The organism is Escherichia sp. MAL-1, assembly GCF_052948035.1.
This window is the reverse complement of sequence record NZ_CM129609.1, coordinates 2,526,272-2,547,215: the sequence shown is the minus strand read 5'-3', so window position 1 is coordinate 2,547,215 and position 20,944 is coordinate 2,526,272. Positions and strand designations below refer to the sequence as shown.

The following is a 20,944-nucleotide window of genomic DNA, read 5'->3' as shown; positions in this document are numbered from 1 at the left end:
GAAATGAGATATAAGGTGAATTACTGGTATTTGAAATTTATTTTTTTAATATTGTCGGAATTTATCTGATTAACTACCGGGCCGTAGACCCGGCAGTTATTTTAACCACGACGTGTCGCCAGCCAGCAGAGCAGGGAACCGCCGCAGACCATCAGCGCGCCTTGCCAGAACGAGAACGACAGCGGGGCGCTGAGCAGCACGGCTGCAAGCGCTGAGGAAAGTACAGGCGTAAAATACGAACCTACCGCCATAATGGTGACATTGCCATGCAATATACCGACATTCCATGCAGCATAAGCAAATCCTAAGGTAAATGCCGCAGAGATGAGTTTAATCATGACGGGCGTGCTAAATATCATTTCTGGTTGTGGCGTAAGAAAATAGTAAACCCACAGACTTGCTCCCGTTAGCAGGACAAAAACGGTAATTCCATTAAATCCGCGTGCGTATTTATTCGTTACTGTGCAATAGGCTGCCCAGATAAACGCACCAATGAACGCCAGGAAATAACTCAATGGGCTGGTGGTGATATTATTGATGATTTCATCATAATGTAACCCATTGTCACCGCCTAACACCCAACAGACGCCGACGAGGGCTAATAATAATCCAGGTACAATCAACCAGTTGGTTTTCTGACCATTAAACAGAATGGCAAAGAGAATTGTCAGGCTGGGCCACAGATAGTTCACCATACCCACTTCAATCGCCTGATGATGGGTCGCCGCATACCCTAAGGAAAGCGCCAGACAGATTTCATAGCTGACGAATAACAGACTCCCGGCGAGTAAATAGCCTTTCGGGATTTGCCGAATACGCGGAAATCCAACCGTGAAGATTAACAGCAGCCCGCTTAATGAATAGATAGCAGCTGCGCCGCCGACCGGGCCGAGCCCCTCACTGACACCGCGAATCAATCCTACCATCGTGCTCCACAGGACGATCGCTATCAGCCCTATGAGCGTTGCTTTTTGTCGTGTCATGCTCGCTGTTTTGTCTCTCTTGCCGTTAAAAATTAAGCTGAATTTTATAGCATTTTTTTAACTGGCCTGTCAGGCAGTGGTGCGTTTTTCTACCGCTATTGAGGTAGGTCAATTTGCGAAGGCGGATTATTTTGTGGCAAACAGATGTTCTTTTTGATTTCGCGCAAAAAGATTCAGAATTTTACTGTTAGTTTCCTCGCGCAGTAATACCCCTGAAAAAAGAGGAAAGCAATGGACGTCAGTCGCAGACAATTTTTTAAAATCTGCGCGGGCGGTATGGCTGGAACAACAGTAGCGGCATTGGGCTTTGCCCCGAAGCAAGCACTGGCTCAGGCGCGAAACTACAAATTATTACGCGCTAAAGAGATCCGTAACACCTGCACATACTGTTCCGTAGGTTGCGGGCTATTGATGTATAGCCTGGGTGATGGCGCAAAAAACGCCAGAGAAGCGATTTATCACATTGAAGGTGACCCGGATCATCCGGTAAGCCGTGGTGCGCTGTGCCCGAAAGGGGCCGGTTTGCTGGATTACGTCAACAGTGAAAACCGTCTGCGCTACCCGGAATATCGTGCGCCAGGTTCTGACAAATGGCAGCGCATTAGCTGGGAAGAAGCATTCTCCCGTATTGCGAAGCTGATGAAAGCTGACCGTGACGCTAACTTTATTGAAAAGAACGAGCAGGGCGTAACGGTAAACCGTTGGCTTTCTACCGGTATGCTGTGTGCCTCCGGTGCCAGCAACGAAACCGGGATGCTGACCCAGAAATTTGCCCGCTCCCTCGGGATGCTGGCGGTAGACAACCAGGCGCGCGTCTGACACGGACCAACGGTAGCAAGTCTTGCTCCAACATTTGGTCGCGGTGCGATGACCAACCACTGGGTGGATATCAAAAACGCTAACGTCGTAATGGTAATGGGCGGTAACGCTGCTGAAGCGCATCCCGTCGGTTTCCGCTGGGCGATGGAAGCGAAAAACAACAACGATGCAACCTTGATCGTTGTCGATCCCCGTTTTACGCGTACCGCTTCTGTAGCGGATATTTACGCACCTATTCGTTCCGGTACGGACATTACGTTCCTGTCTGGCGTTTTGCGCTACCTGATCGAAAACAACAAAATCAACGCCGAATACGTTAAGCATTACACCAACGCCAGCTTGCTGGTGCGTGATGATTTTGCTTTCGAAGACGGTCTGTTCAGCGGCTACGACGCTGAAAAACGGCAATACGATAAATCGTCCTGGAACTATCAGTTCGATGAAAACGGCTATGCGAAACGCGATGAAACACTGACTCATCCGCGCTGTGTGTGGAACCTGCTGAAAGCGCACGTTTCCCGCTACACGCCGGACGTTGTTGAAAACATCTGTGGTACGCCAAAAGCCGACTTCCTGAAAGTGTGTGAAGTGCTGGCCTCCACCAGCGCACCGGATCGCACAACCACCTTCCTGTACGCGCTGGGCTGGACGCAGCACACCGTGGGTGCGCAGAACATCCGTACTATGGCGATGATCCAGTTGCTGCTCGGTAACATGGGTATGGCCGGTGGCGGTGTGAACGCATTGCGTGGTCACTCCAACATTCAGGGTCTGACTGACTTAGGTCTGCTCTCTACCAGCCTGCCAGGTTATCTGACGCTGCCGTCAGAAAAACAGGTTGATTTGCAGTCGTATCTGGAAGCGAACACGCCTAAAGCGACGCTGGCTGATCAGGTGAACTACTGGAGCAACTATCCGAAGTTCTTCGTTAGCCTGATGAAATCTTTCTATGGCGATGCCGCGCAGAAAGAGAACAACTGGGGCTATGACTGGCTGCCGAAGTGGGACCAGACCTACGACGTCATCAAGTATTTCAACATGATGGACGAAGGCAAAGTCACCGGTTATTTCTGCCAGGGCTTTAACCCGGTTGCGTCCTTCCCGGATAAAAACAAAGTGGTGAGCTGCCTGAGCAAACTGAAGTACATGGTGGTTATCGATCCGCTGGTGACTGAAACCTCTACCTTCTGGCAGAACCACGGCGAGTCGAACGATGTCGATCCGGCGTCTATTCAGACTGAAGTATTCCGTCTGCCTTCGACCTGCTTTGCCGAAGAAGATGGTTCTATCGCTAACTCCGGTCGCTGGTTGCAGTGGCACTGGAAAGGTCAGGACGCGCCGGGCGAAGCGCGTAACGACGGCGAAATTCTGGCGGGTATCTACCATCATCTGCGCGAGCTGTACCAGGCCGAAGGTGGTAAAGGCGTAGAACCGCTGATGAAGATGAGCTGGAACTACAAGCAGCCGCACGAACCGCAATCTGACGAAGTGGCAAAAGAGAACAACGGCTATGCGCTGGAAGATCTCTATGACGCAAATGGCGTGCTGATTGCGAAGAAAGGTCAGTTGCTGAGTAGCTTTGCGCATCTGCGTGATGACGGTACAACCGCATCTTCTTGCTGGATCTACACCGGTAGCTGGACAGAGCAGGGCAACCAGATGGCTAACCGCGATAACTCCGACCCGTCCGGTCTGGGGAATACGCTTGGATGGGCCTGGGCGTGGCCGCTCAACCGTCGCGTGCTGTACAACCGTGCTTCGGCGGATATCAACGGTAAACCGTGGGATCCGAAACGGATGCTGATCCAGTGGAACGGCAGCAAGTGGACGGGTAACGATATTCCTGACTTCGGCAATGCCGCACCGGGTACGCCAACCGGGCCGTTTATCATGCAGCCGGAAGGGATGGGACGCCTGTTTGCCATCAACAAAATGGCGGAAGGTCCGTTCCCGGAACACTACGAGCCGATTGAAACGCCGCTGGGCACTAACCCGCTGCATCCGAACGTGGTGTCTAACCCGGTTGTTCGTCTGTATGAACAAGACGCGCTGCGGATGGGTAAAAAAGAGCAGTTCCCGTATGTGGGTACGACCTATCGTCTGACCGAGCACTTCCACACCTGGACCAAGCACGCATTGCTCAACGCAATTGCTCAGCCGGAACAGTTTGTGGAAATCAGCGAAACGCTGGCGGCGGCGAAAGGCATTAATAATGGCGATCGTGTCACTGTCTCAAGCAAACGTGGCTTTATCCGCGCGGTGGCAGTGGTAACGCGCCGTCTGAAGCCGCTGAATGTAAACGGTCAGCAGGTTGAAACGGTGGGTATTCCAATCCACTGGGGCTTTGAGGGTGTCGCGCGTAAAGGTTATATCGCTAACACTCTGACGCCGAATGTCGGTGATGCAAACTCGCAAACGCCGGAATATAAAGCGTTCTTAGTCAACATCGAGAAGGCGTAAGGGGGCGAACAGATGGCTATGGAAACGCAGGACATTATCAAAAGGTCCGCAACTAACTCCATCACGCCGCCTTCTCAGGTGCGTGATTACAAAGCAGAAGTCGCAAAACTTATCGACGTTTCCACCTGTATCGGTTGTAAAGCCTGTCAGGTGGCGTGTTCGGAGTGGAACGACATCCGTGATGAAGTGGGGCACTGCGTCGGGGTTTACGATAACCCCGCCGATCTGAGCGCCAAGTCCTGGACGGTGATGCGCTTTAGCGAAACCGAACAGAACGGCAAGCTGGAGTGGCTGATCCGTAAAGACGGCTGTATGCACTGTGAAGATCCGGGCTGCCTTAAGGCGTGCCCGTCTGCTGGTGCAATCATTCAGTACGCTAACGGGATTGTCGATTTCCAGTCGGAAAACTGCATCGGCTGTGGTTACTGCATTGCCGGGTGTCCGTTTAATATTCCGCGCCTCAACAAAGAGGATAACCGGGTATATAAATGCACGCTCTGCGTCGATCGCGTCAGCGTCGGCCAGGAACCGGCTTGTGTGAAAACCTGTCCGACCGGGGCTATCCACTTCGGCACCAAGAAGGAGATGCTGGAGCTGGCGGAACAGCGCGTGGCGAAACTGAAAGCGCGTGGTTACGAACATGCTGGCGTCTACAACCCGGAAGGGGTCGGTGGTACGCACGTTATGTACGTGCTGCATCACGCCGATCAGCCGGAGCTGTATCACGGTCTGCCGAAAGATCCGAAGATCGACACCTCGGTAAGCCTGTGGAAAGGCGCGTTGAAACCGCTGGCAGCGGCTGGCTTTATTGCCACTTTTGCCGGGTTGATTTTCCACTACATCGGTATTGGCCCGAATAAGGAAGTGGACGATGACGAGGAGGATCATCATGAGTAAGTCGAAAATGATTGTGCGCACCAAATTTATTGATCGCGCCTGTCACTGGACCGTGGTGATTTGCTTCTTCCTGGTGGCGCTGTCCGGGATTTCGTTCTTCTTCCCGACGCTGCAATGGCTGACGCAAACCTTCGGTACGCCGCAGATGGGACGCATTTTGCACCCGTTCTTCGGCATTGCGATTTTCGTCGCACTGATGTTTATGTTTGTGCGTTTTGTGCATCACAACATCCCGGATAAGAAAGATATTCCGTGGCTGTTGAACATTGTCGAAGTATTAAAAGGCAATGAGCACAAAGTGGCGGATGTTGGTAAGTACAACGCCGGGCAAAAGATGATGTTCTGGTCGATCATGAGCATGATTTTCGTGCTGCTGGTGACCGGGGTGATTATCTGGCGTCCGTACTTTGCGCAGTACTTCCCGATGCAGGTTGTTCGCTACAGCCTGCTGATCCACGCGGCTGCCGGCATCATCCTGATCCACGCCATCCTGATCCATATGTATATGGCATTTTGGGTGAAAGGATCGATTAAAGGGATGATCGAAGGGAAGGTAAGTCGTCGCTGGGCGAAGAAACACCATCCGCGCTGGTATCGTGAAATCGAGAAGGCAGAAGCGAAAAAAGAGAGTGAAGAAGGGATATAATCTCTTTTGAACTTTAAGCTGAAAATGGCGCTGTAAAAGGCGCCATTTTCATATTGTAGACAACGTAGGCTTTGTTCATGCCGGATGCGGCGTGAACGCCTTATCCGGCATGAAAACCCTTCAAATCCAATAGATTGCAGTGAACGTGTAGGCCTGATAAGCGTAGCGCATCAGGCAATGTTGCGTTTGTCATCAGTTCTAAATGGCGCTTTATAAAGTGCCATTTTTTTATTGCGTAACCAGACGGCGTAATCGCGACACATCCACCGTTTTTTCTGCCTCTGCCAGACTCCAGGCGTTTTGCAGATTCAGCCACATTTGCGGCAAACTGCCGATCACCACGGAAAGTTTAATTGCCATTTCTGGCGTCAAAGCTGCTTTTCCTGTCAGCAATCGGCTTGCCGTTGAGGGAGCAATTTCCATTGCTCTGGCAAACTCGCGCAGGCTGACATTAAGTTCGTCCAGTGATTCCTGAATAATGTCCCCCGGGCGGGGATGATTGGCCATTTTCATTAGTGTCTTTACTCTCAGTAGCGTTCCTTCACTGGGAACACTATCATTATTGTTCCTTCCTACGCAACAATAATCCATTTAGCCATTTCATGTTGGAGAGTGTGCGATGCTGCGACCCGAACATGGCAGTCGCAGCAAAGGCCTCTTAGTGACGGAAATCAATCACCATGCGGCCACGGATTTTGCCTTCTTCCATCTCAGTAAAGATGGTGTTGATGTCCGCTAACGGACGCAGGGCGACTTTCGGCACCACTTTACCTTCGGCGGCAAACTGGAAGGCTTCAGTTAAATCCTGGCGCGTGCCGACCAGCGAACCGACCACTTCAATACCATCCAGCACAAGACGTGGGATATCCAGGCTCATAGACTCCGGCGGTAGACCGACAGCCACAACACGACCGCCTGCACGGACAGCATCAACTGCCGAGTTAAACGCAGCTTTAGCTACCGCTGTTACCACCGCAGCGTGAGCGCCACCAGTTTTCTCCTGCACAATTTTGGCGGCGTCTTCGGTGTGTGAGTTAATCGCTAAATCTGCGCCCATTTCGGTTGCCAGTTTTAACTGCTCATCATTGACATCAATGGCGATCACTTTGGCGTTAAAGACATTCTTCGCGTATTGCAGGGCGAGGTTACCCAGACCGCCAAGACCGTAGATAGCAATCCACTGCCCTGGACGAATTTTTGACAGCTTAACGGCTTTGTAGGTGGTGACTCCCGCACAGGTAATGCTGCTGGCCGCCGCCGAGTCCAGACCATCTGGCACTTTTACCGCGTAATCGGCGACCACGATGCACTCTTCCGCCATCCCGCCATCAACGCTGTATCCGGCATTTTTAACTGAACGGCAGAGCGTTTCGTTACCACTGTTACAGTATTCGCAATGACCGCATCCTTCGTAGAACCACGCCACGCTGGCACGATCGCCTGGTTTTAATGAGGTGACACCTGGACCCACTTCTGCCACCACACCGATGCCTTCATGGCCCAGAATTACGCCGGTTTTGTCACCAAAATCGCCATTCTTAACATGAAGATCGGTATGACATACACCACAACACTCCATTTTCAGCAGGGCTTCGCCATGTTTCAGTGAGCGCAGTGTTTTATACGTAACGTCAACATGATGATCCTTCGTAACAACTGCAGCCTTCATAGTTCCTCCTTTTCGGATGATGTTCTGCATAGCAGGTGAGGCAAATGAGATTTATTCGCCACTACCCAGTATGGATGAGATCTGAAAAAGGGAGAGGGAAATAGCCCGGTAGCCTTCACTACCGGGCGCAGGCTTAGATGGAGGTACGGCGGTAGTCGCGGTATTCGGCTTGCCAGAAATTATCGTCAATGGCCTGTTGCAGGGCTTCGGCAGAGGTTTTCACCGCCACGCCTTGCTGCTGCGCCATTTTGCCAACCGCAAACGCAATTGCGCGGGAGACTTTCTGAATATCTTTCAGTTCCGGCAGTACCATACCTTCGCCGTTCAGCACCAATGGTGAATACTGCGCCAGCGTTTCACTTGCCGACATCAGCATCTCATCGGTGATACGTGACGCGCCGGAAGCAATAACACCCAGGCCGATGCCCGGGAAAATAAAGGCGTTGTTACACTGGGCGATAGGGTAGATTTTATCTTTCCATACCACTGGATTAAACGGGCTGCCCGTGGCGACCAGCGCGTTACCTTCGGTCCAGGCGATAATGTCCTGCGGTGTGGCTTCCACGCGTGACGTCGGGTTAGACAGCGGCATCACGATCGGACGCGGACAGTGTTTATGCATCTCACGGATGATCTCTTCCGTAAACAGCCCGGTCTGTCCTGAGACGCCAATCAGAATATCTGGTTTTACATTGCGCACCACATCCAGCAGTGACAGCACATCGCTGTCGGTATCCCAGTCACTGAGGTTTTCGCGCTTCTGCACCAGTTTGGTCTGGAAAGGCAGCAGGTTCGGCATCTTGTCAGTCAGCAAGCCAAAGCGATCGACCATAAAGACTTTCTGCCGCGCCGCTTCCTCGCTTAATCCTTCGCGCTGGGTCTGGGCGATGATCATTTCGGCAATGCCGCATCCCGCTGAACCTGCACCAAGGAAGACGATTTTTTTCTCGCTTAACTGACCACCTGCCGCTCGGCTTGCTGCGATCAGTGTGCCGACTGTTACCGCCGCAGTGCCCTGAATGTCATCGTTAAAAGAACAAATTTCATTGCGATAGCGGTTAAGTAACGGCATCGCATTTTTTTGAGCAAAGTCTTCAAACTGCAACAGCACGTCTGGCCAGCGTTGTTTCACAGCCTGGATAAATTCATCAACGAATTCATAGTATTCGTCGTCAGTGATACGCGGATTACGCCAGCCCATATACAGCGGATCGTTAAGCAGCTGTTGGTTGTTCGTTCCGACATCCAGCACCACCGGAAGGGTATACGCCGGGCTGATGCCGCCACAGGCGGTATAGAGCGACAGTTTACCGATCGGAATGCCCATCCCGCCGATGCCCTGGTCACCAAGCCCCAGAATACGTTCACCGTCAGTCACCACAATCACTTTAATATTATGGTTCGGCACGTTTTGCAGAATATCGTCCATATTGTGCCGGTTCTGGTAAGAGATAAACACGCCGCGTGAACGGCGGTAGATCTCAGAAAAACGCTCACAGGCTGCGCCGACGGTTGGGGTATAAATAACAGGCATCATCTCATCAAGATGATTGTTTACCAGACGGTAGAAGAGGGTTTCGTTAGTGTCCTGGATGTTACGCAGGTAGATGTGTTTGTCGATTTCGGTTTTGAATCCCTGATACTGGATCCATGCTCGTTCCGCTTGTTCTTCGATGGTTTCGACCACTTCCGGCAGTAACCCCAGCAGGTTGAAGTTACGGCGTTCTTCCATGCTGAAGGCACTGCCTTTATTCAACAACGGAAATTCCAGCAGTACAGGGCCAGCGTAAGGGATATAAAGCGAACGCTGTTTTTTTGTTTTTGGTTCCATGTCACTCACTCTTTTTTGAATATCCATCCCTGGGGGGCTTTTATCGTCTTTGCTTTACCGCCAGGGCGTCGGCCTCAAGTATAAAGCAGATAAAAACAAAAACACCATTGCGCAGGCAATGGTGTTTAATCGTCATTGAGGACTGATGGTTATGAATTACTTTTCAGCGGGGCGTTTTCTGCCGGTTGGGTTATTTACTACGCTGGTTTTGTCACCTTCGGTAACTATTTTGCGCTGGTTAGAAATTTTATGGTCCAGTCCAAGAATATGACGTGCCTGACGGTTCGATTTCATTTTAACTCCTCAATCCTGTAGCTAGTTTTAAGGACAACATCGCTGTAGCGAAGAAACACGTGCTAAACCCCTAAATTAGGTTGCCGATCAAGCATAGCACCTTAAAGCGTAGGGTGCTGGCCACTGACCACATAATTGATCGTTTGCTGGTAGATATCACTGAGGATGTCGTTATCAGAAGCTTCAACCCATTTGGTCAGCTCCATGAGAATGTCATCTTCAGTGACAACACCGTGCTGTGCCCGAAGGCCTTGCTCAATGGCATTAACCAGAGCGGGTTCTGCTGTTGAATTTTCTGCCTGATAATAAGTAAACATAGTGATTCTCCGTGTCTGTGTATTTATGGTGTCTGCTACGGATCGCAGATTTATAAAGCACATTCAGCATGGCAAATATTTGCCGCTTCGTTGTTAAGATTAGTCCTGGTTGATGATTTTTATATTTTAACACCATGATATTCATAGGGATTGTGATTGGTATGATCCGATTAATATTGATACAATATCTTTTGGGTTATATATTCCCGGTAATCTATTGTGGGAATTTAATTTAAGTGCAGAAGTAATATTTTCGCCGGATTTTATTCGGAATATCCTGCTTATCCTCGTGCTGTTTCTCACGTAGTCTATAATTTCCTTTTTAAGCCCACAGGAGAGCAACAATGACAATCCATAAGAAAGGTCAGGCACACTGGGAAGGCGATATCAAACGCGGGAAGGGAACAGTATCCACCGAGAGTGGCGTGCTGAACCAACAGCCGTATGGATTTAACACGCGTTTTGAAGGCGAAAAAGGAACCAACCCTGAAGAACTGATTGGCGCAGCGCATGCCGCATGTTTCTCAATGGCGCTTTCATTAATGCTGGGGGAAGCGGGATTCACGCCAACATCGATTGATACCACCGCCGATGTGTCGCTGGATAAAGTGGATGCCGGTTTTGCGATTACGAAAATCGCACTGAAGAGTGAAGTTGCGGTGCCGGGTATTGATGCCTCTACCTTTGACGGCATCATCCAGAAAGCAAAAGCAGGATGCCCGGTCTCTCAGGTACTGAAAGCGGAAATTACGCTGGATTACCAGTTGAAATCGTAAAGCATTGCCGGATGACGCGTCAGGCGCGTGAATGCCTGATGCGTTGTTAGCATCTCTACAGCGCCCGCCAGCACCGGAGCTCACGTCCGTCCTCCCTTATTGCTAATGATTGCCGGACTTCACATCCGTGGGTTGCCAGCGGGCAACGTTCGTAGAAAAAACAGCCTTGCGGCAACGTGCGGTTTCCCGGCAGATCCGTTTTACGTAATGCCCATTCTTCCTCCAGCGGTTTATCAATGGCGGGGAGGGAATCCAGCAATAATCGGGTGTATGGATGTGCAGGTGCCGTCAGCACCTGCTGCGCGTCGCCCAGTTCTACAATCTGCCCGAGATACATCACCGCCACCCGATCGCTCATATGACGTATCACCGAGACATTGTGTGAAATCAGCACATAGGTCAGCCCGTGATTTTCCTGTAGCGTTACCAGTAAATTGAGGATCTGCGCCTGAACGGAGATATCCAGCGCAGAGGTTGGCTCATCAAGCACAATCACGTCAGGCTGCGAAGAGAGTGCTCTGGCAATGGCGATACGTTGCCGCTGCCCGCCGGAGAACGCATGAGGCAGGCGGTCGAGATACTCCGGACGAATACCCACCTGCACAGCCAACTCCTCTGCCAACGCTCGCCGCTGTTGTTCACTACTACGCTTAGCTATCCAGAGCGGTTCTGTGATGATGCGCCACACCGGTAAGCGCGGATTAAGCGAAGAGAGCGGGTCCTGAAACACCATCTGCATAATGCGTTGTGAGCCAGAACGGATGTACTGCCCGTGGCTCGGTTGCAGCATACCCATTAAAAGCTGTGCGAGGGTGCTTTTGCCGCAGCCTGACTCGCCGACGATCCCTAAGGTTTCACCACGGCGGATCTGTAAATCAATACCATTAATGGCATGAACATGTTCCGTAGTTTTACCAAGCCAGTTTTTACGGGCCGGGAAATTGATATGGACGTCGCGTAACGTTAATAACGTGTCAGACACTTATGACCTCCTGCTGCGGATACCAACAGGCGCAGCGCTGGTTGTTGTCACCACACGCTGTCAGCGCCGGGACGTTTTCACACTGTGCACCTGCCGCATAGCAACGATCGCGAAAAGCGCAGCCGTCAGGCAAATGGGTGAGGTTTGGTACCGTCCCTGGAATGGCGGGTAATAGCTGGCGTGGTACTCCATGTTCTGGTGCGCATTGCAGCAAACCAATGGTATACGGATGCCGGGGATGATGGATAACGTCTGCCGTCACGCCGCTTTCAATTACGCTTCCGGCATACATCACGTAAACGCTATCGCACAGTTGCGACACCACGGCCATATCATGGCTGATGAACAGAACCGCAGTTCCACTGGCGCGGGCTTTATGTTTAAGCAAACGCAGTACCTGCAACTGCACCGTGACGTCCAGCGCCGTAGTCGGTTCGTCGGCAATAATCAATTGCGGCTCGCAGGAGAATGCCAGCGCAATCATTACCCGCTGGCGCATACCACCTGAAAGCTCAAACGGATAGCGCGACATAACTTCCACGGCATCCGGGATTTGCATCTCTTCCAGCAGGGCAATCGCTTTTGCTCTGGCTTCCCGACGACTTGTTGGTTGATGATGGCGGATCACGTCCATCATCTGAAGACCTATTCGACGTGTCGGATTGAGGGCGGTCATCGGTTCCTGAAAGATCATCGCCACTCGTGCGCCGCGCCACTGACGAAGCTGTTTTTCCCGAGCGTTAAGAACATCGTCTCCCAGCAGTGAAATCTGCCCCCGATGTACGCAATAACTGCCCGTCGGTAGCAGACGCATAATCAGCATTGCGGTGACTGATTTACCTGAGCCGGATTCTCCCACCAGACCGACAATTTCACCGCGGTTAATCTGCAAGGACACATTGTTGAGCGCGTGAACATCACCGTTAAAACCGGGGAAACTCAAATGCAGCTGTTGAATGTCCAGAACGGGTTGGGTCATGACTGCTTTCCTCCTGCTTTCGGGTCAAGCAGATCGCGAATACCATCACCAAAGAGATTAAACCCAACGGCGGTAAGCAAAATCGCTGCCCCCGGAAATGCGCAATACCACCACTGATCGAGTACATAGTTGCGACCATTTGCTACCATCGCGCCCCATTCAGCACTCGGTTGTTGAGCACCCAGGCCAATAAATCCCAACGTGGCGGCCATTAAAATCGCGCTACCGATATCCAGCGATGCCTGCACGATCAGCGGCGGCAGGGAGTTACGTAAAATATGCCAGTTGATCAGATGCCAACGCGACGCGCCAAAGGTTTTCGCCGCCTGAACATAGGTATACTGGCGTACAACTAATGCTTGCCCCCGCGCCAGGCGCACATAAAAGGGAATTCGCACAATAGCAATAGCCAGCATGGCGTTAAACAAACTCGGCCCGAGAGCGGCAGCCAGTGCCATTGTCAGTACCAACGAAGGAATCGACAGCATAATGTCCATGATGCGCATGATGATGGCGTCTGCGCGTCCGCCAAGCACACCGGATATACATCCGAGTAGCGAACCAATCATACCCGCAATGGCGACCACCACTAATCCGGCGAGAATTGATTGCTGACTGCCGACCAGTACGCGGCTGAACAGATCGCGTCCCACTTCATCGGTGCCAAACCAGTGCGCCGCAGAAGGCGGCAAAAGGCGGGCGGTTAAATCAATGGCGTTGGGATCATGCGTCGCCAGCCACGGTGAAAAAATCATCATCAGTAGCATTAATACAATGATGACTGCGCCGGTCACGGTGAGCGGACTGCCTTTCAGCATCCATACCAGTTTTGCACCGTTAAATCGCGTTTGTTTTTGTGGGCGTACGGCGGACGTTTCCTCGCTTAGCATCATTCACCACCTCCACGTCCGATACGCGGATCAATCCACAAATAGAGCAAATCCACCACCAGGTTGACCAGCACATAAGCAAATGAAACCACGACGGCAAAGCCCATCACTGCCGGGAAGTCGAGCGCCTGTATTGATGTTACTACCCATGCACCCATTCCGGGCCAGGCAAAAACGGTTTCGGTGAGCACTGCGCCATACAACAAATCGCCCAGCGCCAAACCCAATACGGTAATCGATGGGATCAACGCATTGGGTAGCGCATAACATAAAACGATATACCAGCCGGGCAAGCCGCTGGCCCGGGCGGTACGAATGTAGTCTTCACTCAATTGTTCCAGCATCGCTGAGCGGATCTGGCGAGCGACAATTCCCAGGTGAACGAACGCCAGCGTTAATGCCGGTAAGATGAGATGTTGCAGCGCATTGAAGAAGACTTCACCGTTACCTTCAAGCAGCGCATCGAGCAGATAAAAGCCGGTAACGTGCGTTGGTGGATCCAGCCAGTAATCAAGCCTTCCGCCGCCGGGAAGAATTTGCAGATGACCATAAAACAGCACAATGACGCCCAGCCCAAGCCAGAACGCAGGTGTGGAGATTCCGGTAATGGCCATTATTCGCACCAGATGATCCAGCCAGCGATTTCGCCAGACTGCAGAGAGTATGCCCAGCGGGATGCCAATCAGGAGTGCCAGTAGCAGCGCGCAAAATGCCAGCTCCAGCGTCGCCGGGAAAAATATACGCAACTCTTCCAGCACCGGACGCCCGGTACGAATGGATGTTCCCAGGTCACCATGAAACAGGTCGCTGACGTAGCGGTAAAACTGTACATACAGTGGCTGGTCCAGTCCCAGTTGCTGGCGAATATTTTCCACGATAGCATCGCTGGCGCGGTCACCCGCCAGTAACCGCGCCGGATCACCAGGGATCAGATGCGAGATAATAAACGTAATCACGCAGACGCCCGCCACCACGAGCACCAGCCCCCAGCAGCGTTGGCGTAAAATACTCCAGAAGGTCACGTTATTTACTCATGGTATTGATATTGAAGACCTGTTCCAGCATGGGATTGAACACAAAGCCTTTCACCCCTTTGTTCATCGCCAGTTGGTAGTTTTTCTGGAACAGGTACACATAAGCAGCGTCATCAATGACGATTTTCTGTGCCTGCTGGTAGTCCCGGGTACGCTGCGTCTGGTCGGTGGTCGCAAGCGCATTGCGCAGTAACTTATCGACCTCACTGTTTTCATAGAACGAGCGGTTACCCGGCAGACCTTTTTTGTCTGACTCAAACCAGTAATTCATAAACATATACGGGTCGGCAAAATCCGGACTCCAGTTGCCAATCGCAATGTCGTAATCACCTTTACCCACTCTGTCGCGCATGGTGGCGTTCGCCAGCTTTTCCAGCTTCACATTGATGCCCAGCTTGTTGAGACTGGATTGTGTCGCCAGAGCAATAGGCTCCCAGTTCGGATCATTATCAGAATAGAGAAACGTCAGGCTGGTGGGTTTGTTCGTCACTTTATCCCATTCAGCTTTGGCTTTCGTTTCGTCATGGTTGTATTGCATTGCCGTCGCATCGTAGCCCCACATGCCTTCCGGAATCGGGCCGCGCATCTGTTTTCCGTTACCACTCAGAATGCCGTTAACCATTCCCTGGTAATCGGTAGACCAGGAAATGGCCCGACGCAGATCCGCCTGATTAAGTGGCGCTTTGCTGTTATTCAGATACAGGTAGGTGACGCGCAGTGACGGATACTCTGCCACATTGACTTTGTTTTCCTGCTTCAGGGCGTTGAGTTGATCCACCGGCAGCGCATCGGCAATGTCAATATCACCACGGGAGAGCTGCAGGCGACGGGAGGCACTTTCACCAATAATTTTTACCGATACTCGCTTAAAGTTCGGTTTATTGCCAGGGTAATGCGGATTTGGCACCAGAACTAATTGCTGACCTTTTTGCCAGCTTTTCAGCATAAATGGTCCGGAACCGGCGGTATTTTGCGCGAGGAAGCCGCGGGCATCATCCGCTGCATGTTCCTTTAACACCGCCGGATTGATAATGGATGCACCGTCATTCGCCAGCGTGTAGAGGAACGGTGCGAATGGCTGGCTAAGGGTAAACTTCACCGTATGTTCGTCGGGAGCATCAATCTTTAAATCTTTGGGAAATGCTTCTGCTGGCCCCTGACCGATTTTTAATAACCGCTCAAAAGAGAGTTTTACTGCTTCGGCAGTGACGGGTGTGCCATCGGCAAATTTAGCATTGTCCTTCAGGGTGAACGTCCACTCTTTTTGATCGTCAGACGCTTTCCAGCTACTTGCCAGATCGCCTTCAACGTCGGTTGAGCCTTTATCACCGTCCGTTTTGTACTGAACCAGCCGCTGATAAGACGGGTAGGTCACTGTCCAGTCGTTATTATCTATTGTTACCGCCGGGTCGAGGGTTTGTGGATCGGCGGCCTTACCAATCACCAGCATATCTTTTGGTACGGCGGCGTGCGCAACCGGGAAATTTGTGGCAAGGACGAGCGCGAGCAATGTGGGACGAAACGATATCGATCTCTTCATGACAGTTTCCTGATTAACTGACGTGCTGTGTGCCAGGGGATATAAAACAAGAGAATTGATCAGCGAGCAGAGGGTAACTCGCTGCCTGGGGTAATTCGAAGTGCCACCATTCGCTGGAGATACCGACAAAACCGCCACCAGTCATTATCGCATTCAGCAACAGCCGATTGCGCTGAGCGGCGGGCGGGACGGAAGGGTGATAGGCATGGGAGCGCTCGTGCATTTCATCGAACCCTGCGCCCATATCGAGGATGTTCCCGTGCTCATCACGAAGCGTCAGGTCGATCGCCGTGCCACGGCTGTGATTAGAACCGACCGTCACATCAACAACATATTGCGGGTCTGGGCAGGCTTGCCACAACATCGCCTGTGCTTGTTGTGGGCGATACGCATCGTAAATCACCAGTTGTAACCCTGACAGCTGGGCGATGCTGATACTTTTCGCCAGCGCGGTAATCGCATCCTTGTGTAACAGACAACGCGCTTGCTGATAAATAGCTTTACCTGTGATGTTATCAGCGCAGGCGTATTTCAATTCGATCTCCAGATCAGGGAAGATTACGGCTAAATCAACCAGTTCGGTGGTATCCGACATAAACGGTTCCTGTATAAGACAAAAATTGCTGCGCTTTCCGCTTATGCAGATCTCATGCCATGCCGGGATAAGCGCCAGAATGCTGGCTTAAAGTTATATTTTTTAACTTTTGATCAACATTTGTGCAGCGTAGTGCAGTTTTGGTGCAAGAGGGGAAGTTAAGGAAGGAATCTCCCGGAATCGTAGCTGAAATCACAGTATTTAAGTGACAGTGTCACGTTAAATGAAAACCCGCGAGTGCGGGCGAGAGGAATTTGTCAGATTTTCAGCGGTAACACGCTGCTCATCCAGCCTGGAATTTCTTCGGCGGGTAGGGGGCGGGAAAAGAAATATCCCTGAATAACGCGACAGTGGATCTTGCGTAGCATCTCAAATTGCTCTTTGGTTTCGACGCCTTCCGCCACGACGGTTAAATTGAGGCTTTGCCCAATGCTGGTAATGGCTTCAAGTAAGGCAAGGATGCGTTTTTCGGTCAGACAACGATCGACAAAACTTTTGTCAATTTTGATTTCCGTTACCGGAAGACTGACTAAGCGGGATAATCCGGAAAAGCCCGTACCAAAATCATCTACCGATAAGCCCACGCCCATATCACGCAGGATCTGAATGCGCTTAAAGATTTCGGTATCGTGTTCCATCATCATGCTTTCCGTGATTTCTACCGTCAGCTGGTGGCCGTCAATACCCCAGGCGTGCATTGCATCAGACACCTGATTAGGCAGTTGATTACTGCGAAAGTGCAGCGCCGACAAGTTCACGGATAACGCCGGGATATGAATATTCTGGCTACGCCATTCTGCTAACTGACGGCAAGCTTCCGCGATGACCCAGCGCCCAATATTTTCGATTTCACCAATCTCTTCTGCGAGAGGAATAAACCGTGAAGGGGGCACATGACCATGCAGGGGATCGTGCCAGCGAGCAAGGGCTTCGATGCCGTACAGTTCACCCGTTTCTGCGAAGATTTGCGGCTGGTAAACCAGTTTCAGTTGGTTATTGCTAATCGCTTCTTTCAGCGCTGCGCCTAAAACCAAACGCTCTTTTACCATTTCGTTCATCGCCGGGCTGAAGAACTGCCAGCCGTTACCGCCATTCTTGCGAATATAATCCATTGCATTGTGAGCAGTGGAGAGCAAGTAATCGCGGTTTTTACCCACGTCGTAGCTGATGCCAATACTCAAGGTAAGCGGGAAGGGTTTATCGTCAATCATTATCGGCTTGCTGACCACATTCCGTAGCTCATCGGCGATTTGGGTAATGTTACTGACGTCGTTTTCGAGGCTCACGAGGACAAACTGCGTACCTTCGATACGACAGAGATACTGATCCGGTTTGAGTTTTTCACGAAAGCGATTGACCACTTCCAGCAATGCCTGATCGGCCCACGCATAGCCAAGGCTATCAATCACATTGGTCAACACCGATGAGATACACCACGGGAGAGACGGCTTTGTCGACCAGGTCATCGAGGTAATTGTGCAGGTTATTGCGATTTGGCAGACCGGTCATCGGATCAAATTGGATGAGTTGTTCAATATGCTGACGGCTTTTTTCCTGTTCCAGCGCCAGCGCGGCCATATGCTGGCTGATATCTGCCACGCGTTCGATAAAGGCGCTGGTTTCTGCTCCTGACGAGGTTTTAATTTGCAGGATCCCCGCAGGCGCGCCATCACGCTGACGAATGGTCGCTGACCAGCTTTGCGCATTTTGAATTTCTGCACCGTGGGAAGATGACGCCCAGTGTATCGGCATCCCGTTGCGCAGTGCGAACAGCGAAACATGCGATTCGTTGAGTACAGATTTGATGTTACGACAAATGATTTCCCCCATTTCATGAAATGGCGGGCTGCTGCACATGGCGGCGAGAATATTGCCTTCAAGCTGGCGAATCTGCCGTTCTTCGGTGATATCCGAGAAAGTCATTACCAGGTTCTGCAGATGCGCGAGCACGTCATAAACCGGGCTGATAGAGGCTTTAATCCAGATTTTTTCACCGGTGCGCGTCAACAGCAGAAATTCGTCCTGATCGCGGGCGGTTTTCCATAGCAACTGTTGTAAACGAATGCGGTTATCGGCAGGGAATTCAGGAATGTTCAGGAGTGTATCGGGCTGCATACCGCTGGCTTCGCTAATGCAGTAACCAAACATTTCGGTAAATGCGCGATTGCACTGCACAATATGGCGTTCCGGATCGAGGACAATCACCGGTCGGTCGAGATGGTCAACGGCAATAATCAATTGTCGGGTCTGTTCTTTTTGCGCCATTTCTACGCTGGCATCCCGTACCAGCGCCAGGTAATAAACTTTCCCCTCGGCGCTCACTTTCGATAGCGCAAAACGGGTCCAGATTTTACTGCCGTCTTTTTTCTCCAGCTGCAGCTCCCGACTCATCCCCTCGACGCGCGCTTTACCGCCTTCACGGTTATGACGAATGTATTCAGGATGCGCAGGACGCAAATCCCGCGGAATCAGCATATCAATGTTATTGCCAATGACTTCTTCACGTTTGTACCCCCAGAGCTTCTCTGCGGCGGGGTTGAAAAACATCACTTCATCATTTTCGTTAATTAACACCGCACCCATCATATTTTGCTCAAGGGCGGGGAAAAAAATGCCATCGGCGGCATTATCCGCATCGGTTAGCTTCATGATTACCTCTGCATCCTGGCGCATCTAAAGACTGGCTTTCCAGAGTTCAACACGGTTTCTACCTCGTCTTTTGGCGATATACAGAGCTTCATCGGCTATTTGAATGAGGCGCTCATAGTCAGGATGACCATTAAACATGGCGGCACCGATGGAAAGTGAGAGGGCAATATCCTCGCCGTTTGCGGCTTTCAGTTTGGTTTTCTCCACCCGACTGCGAATACGTTCTGCGGTACGTAACGTTTCGTTTTCAGAAGCTTCAGTCAATACAATGATAAATTCATCGCCCCCGTAGCGGAAAACATAATCACTACTGCGGACGTTGTCATAAAAGGCCTGAGAGACTTTACGCAGAATTTCATCGCCAGTGTTATGGCCCCACGTATCGTTGATCTCTTTGAATTTATCAACGTCAATAATCAGCACTGACAGCGGTGTACCGGTCCGGTTGGCATGGGCAATTTCGCGTTTGAAGATAGTCGGCAGGAAACGGCGGTTAAGTAATTTCGTCAGTACATCCATACCGACTTCGTGGCGCGATACTTCTTCAAACAATTCACGCAGCAAGGTAATAATTTGCGATACGGTATTTCTTATCTGTAATAAAAATTTCACCCGCAGACTTCTGTTATTCAAATTCCTGGTGTTACGCATGGTTTGATTGAATATACCGTCGAAATCCTGAATCAGACGGGAGATATGGCCCACTTCGGCAATGCCGCTAAAATAATGTCGACCTTTATGGTTAAACCACAGGCCAAAATCAGCCTGGCTTAAAGGCAAACTGCTGCCTAAATCAGAATCCAGCAGGACTTTATAGATAATATCTATTTCCCATGAAAGTATTGAGGCTATTTGCCGTTCTTTTTCTTCTTCGGCGTTTTCCAGCAACGAGAAGATACGATAGTTTTCATCTTCCTTTGAGGCACTACTGTCACTAAAGGTAAACGCGCGGGTCATCACTTCCATCGCGATATCAATACTGTTAATCGAGAAATGATAGACCTGAAGTTTTTCTGCGGCAGAATAATCCGAAGAGAAGATTACCGGATAGAGGATTTTTTTCAGCACCCGAAACCCCATCTCGACAATTTCTACCGGAATTCCTATGCGGGCATGCACTTCCGCGACGGTATGCTGGATTTGTATTAGCCTTTCGACATCGTCAACCTGGGCAGAAAGCACGTTAATAATCCAGCGTTCCATCGCACTTTTCAACTGCCGCTCAACTTGTTCATTACTCAAGAATTCTTCGGCATGCGGGTCGATGCGGACAATTCGATAAAACTCGATACTCAGATAATGAGCATGCGCAACGGCAATTTCTGCGGCTTTAGCACGAATGAGAGGATCTGCCTGTTCGACAAGTCCGGTCCACTCATCTTTCATTCTTTTAAAATACATCTCCATAATTCACACCCTTATAAGGCTGGGAAATCAGACGGAATCAAAACGAAACGCAACGTGCGAGATCGACTAACTGCACCATATTCTCCTGAAATATGAAGATATACTGAAAAGAAATAAGCGACTTAGGACAGTTTCAATCTACGCTACTGTTCTTCAGAAGAGTATAGCCCATCGTA

17 protein-coding genes and 1 pseudogene are annotated in these 20,944 nt (G+C 50.9%); 4 read left to right on the top strand and 14 right to left on the bottom strand.

The window, feature by feature from the left end; translation table 11 throughout:
* Positions 1 to 101: 101 nt before the first annotated feature.
* Entirely contained in the window at positions 102 to 983 is an 882-nt protein-coding gene (gene yddG / locus ACU8XX_RS12625) for an aromatic amino acid efflux DMT transporter YddG (RefSeq protein ID WP_000198205.1), read from the bottom strand.
* Positions 984 to 1,214: 231 nt separating this feature from the next.
* On the opposite strand from yddG, the gene fdnG reads away from it, so the two are divergent.
* Genes fdnG through fdnI form a run of 3 tightly spaced genes read left to right on the top strand, consistent with a single transcriptional unit; the run spans position 1,215 to position 5,805 of the window.
* Positions 1,215 to 4,262: a formate dehydrogenase-N subunit alpha gene (gene fdnG / locus ACU8XX_RS12620; RefSeq protein ID WP_011310214.1), complete on the top strand. Its 3,048-nt coding sequence runs from the start codon at positions 1,215 to 1,217 to the stop codon at positions 4,260 to 4,262.
* 12 nt (positions 4,263 to 4,274) lie between these two features.
* Positions 4,275 to 5,159, top strand: a complete 885-nt coding sequence (fdnH, locus tag ACU8XX_RS12615; protein WP_001240582.1) for a formate dehydrogenase N subunit beta — start codon at positions 4,275 to 4,277, stop codon at positions 5,157 to 5,159.
* Positions 5,152 to 5,805, top strand: coding sequence for a formate dehydrogenase-N subunit gamma (fdnI, locus tag ACU8XX_RS12610; RefSeq protein ID WP_000045648.1), 654 nt, complete (start codon positions 5,152 to 5,154; stop codon positions 5,803 to 5,805). Before fdnH ends, fdnI begins: the two co-directional genes overlap by 8 nt.
* A gap of 228 nt (positions 5,806 to 6,033) precedes the next feature.
* On the opposite strand, the gene ACU8XX_RS12605 is transcribed toward fdnI, so the two are convergent.
* From ACU8XX_RS12605 to bdm, 5 genes are all read right to left on the bottom strand, one after another.
* Positions 6,034 to 6,318, bottom strand: coding sequence for a HigA family addiction module antitoxin (locus tag ACU8XX_RS12605; protein ID WP_016233199.1), 285 nt, complete (start codon positions 6,316 to 6,318; stop codon positions 6,034 to 6,036).
* A gap of 145 nt (positions 6,319 to 6,463) precedes the next feature.
* On the bottom strand, positions 6,464 to 7,474 hold the full coding sequence (gene adhP, locus ACU8XX_RS12600; protein WP_000642433.1) for an alcohol dehydrogenase AdhP: 1,011 nt from the start codon (positions 7,472 to 7,474) through the stop codon (positions 6,464 to 6,466).
* A 133-nt stretch (positions 7,475 to 7,607) separates the two neighbouring features.
* Positions 7,608 to 9,305 carry a malate dehydrogenase gene (maeA, locus tag ACU8XX_RS12595; RefSeq protein WP_000433465.1) on the bottom strand — a complete coding sequence of 566 codons (1,698 nt, stop codon included), beginning with the start codon at positions 9,303 to 9,305 and terminating at the stop codon, positions 7,608 to 7,610.
* 156 nt (positions 9,306 to 9,461) lie between these two features.
* The gene (gene sra / locus ACU8XX_RS12590; RefSeq protein WP_240765164.1) at positions 9,462 to 9,599 is read right to left on the bottom strand and encodes a stationary-phase-induced ribosome-associated protein; all 138 of its coding nucleotides are present in this window, start codon (positions 9,597 to 9,599) and stop codon (positions 9,462 to 9,464) included.
* Positions 9,600 to 9,700: 101 nt separating this feature from the next.
* Positions 9,701 to 9,916 carry a biofilm-dependent modulation protein gene (gene bdm / locus ACU8XX_RS12585; RefSeq protein WP_000495771.1) on the bottom strand — a complete coding sequence of 72 codons (216 nt, stop codon included), beginning with the start codon at positions 9,914 to 9,916 and terminating at the stop codon, positions 9,701 to 9,703.
* Between the two features lie 344 nt (positions 9,917 to 10,260).
* Between bdm and osmC the strand changes: the two genes are divergently transcribed.
* Entirely contained in the window at positions 10,261 to 10,692 is a 432-nt protein-coding gene (gene osmC / locus ACU8XX_RS12580) for a peroxiredoxin OsmC (RefSeq protein ID WP_000152305.1), read from the top strand.
* A gap of 55 nt (positions 10,693 to 10,747) precedes the next feature.
* Here the strand turns inward: osmC and ACU8XX_RS12575 are convergent, their stop codons facing one another.
* The 8 genes and pseudogenes from ACU8XX_RS12575 to dosC all read right to left on the bottom strand — a co-directional run bounded on the left by ACU8XX_RS12575 (position 10,748) and on the right by dosC (position 20,768).
* On the bottom strand, positions 10,748 to 11,674 hold the full coding sequence (locus tag ACU8XX_RS12575; RefSeq protein ID WP_001285536.1) for an oligopeptide/dipeptide ABC transporter ATP-binding protein: 927 nt from the start codon (positions 11,672 to 11,674) through the stop codon (positions 10,748 to 10,750).
* Positions 11,667 to 12,653 carry an ABC transporter ATP-binding protein gene (locus ACU8XX_RS12570; RefSeq protein ID WP_240765163.1) on the bottom strand — a complete coding sequence of 329 codons (987 nt, stop codon included), beginning with the start codon at positions 12,651 to 12,653 and terminating at the stop codon, positions 11,667 to 11,669. The genes ACU8XX_RS12575 and ACU8XX_RS12570 overlap by 8 nt, the downstream gene beginning before the upstream one ends.
* On the bottom strand, positions 12,650 to 13,546 hold the full coding sequence (ddpC, locus tag ACU8XX_RS12565; RefSeq protein WP_240765162.1) for a D,D-dipeptide ABC transporter permease: 897 nt from the start codon (positions 13,544 to 13,546) through the stop codon (positions 12,650 to 12,652). Before ddpC ends, ACU8XX_RS12570 begins: the two co-directional genes overlap by 4 nt.
* Positions 13,543 to 14,565, bottom strand: a complete 1,023-nt coding sequence (locus tag ACU8XX_RS12560) for an ABC transporter permease (protein ID WP_000145118.1) — start codon at positions 14,563 to 14,565, stop codon at positions 13,543 to 13,545. Before ACU8XX_RS12560 ends, ddpC begins: the two co-directional genes overlap by 4 nt.
* Position 14,566: 1 nt before the next feature.
* Positions 14,567 to 16,117, bottom strand: coding sequence for an ABC transporter substrate-binding protein (locus ACU8XX_RS12555; protein WP_016242104.1), 1,551 nt, complete (start codon positions 16,115 to 16,117; stop codon positions 14,567 to 14,569).
* A 13-nt stretch (positions 16,118 to 16,130) separates the two neighbouring features.
* Positions 16,131 to 16,712, bottom strand: coding sequence for a D-alanyl-D-alanine dipeptidase (ddpX, locus tag ACU8XX_RS12550; protein ID WP_001285833.1), 582 nt, complete (start codon positions 16,710 to 16,712; stop codon positions 16,131 to 16,133).
* Between the two features lie 257 nt (positions 16,713 to 16,969).
* A pseudogene (dosP, locus tag ACU8XX_RS12545) lies at positions 16,970 to 19,361 on the bottom strand (oxygen-sensing cyclic-di-GMP phosphodiesterase DosP).
* Positions 19,362 to 19,385: 24 nt separating this feature from the next.
* Positions 19,386 to 20,768 carry a diguanylate cyclase DosC gene (gene dosC, locus ACU8XX_RS12540; protein WP_000426277.1) on the bottom strand — a complete coding sequence of 461 codons (1,383 nt, stop codon included), beginning with the start codon at positions 20,766 to 20,768 and terminating at the stop codon, positions 19,386 to 19,388.
* Positions 20,769 to 20,944: the final 176 nt, after the last annotated feature.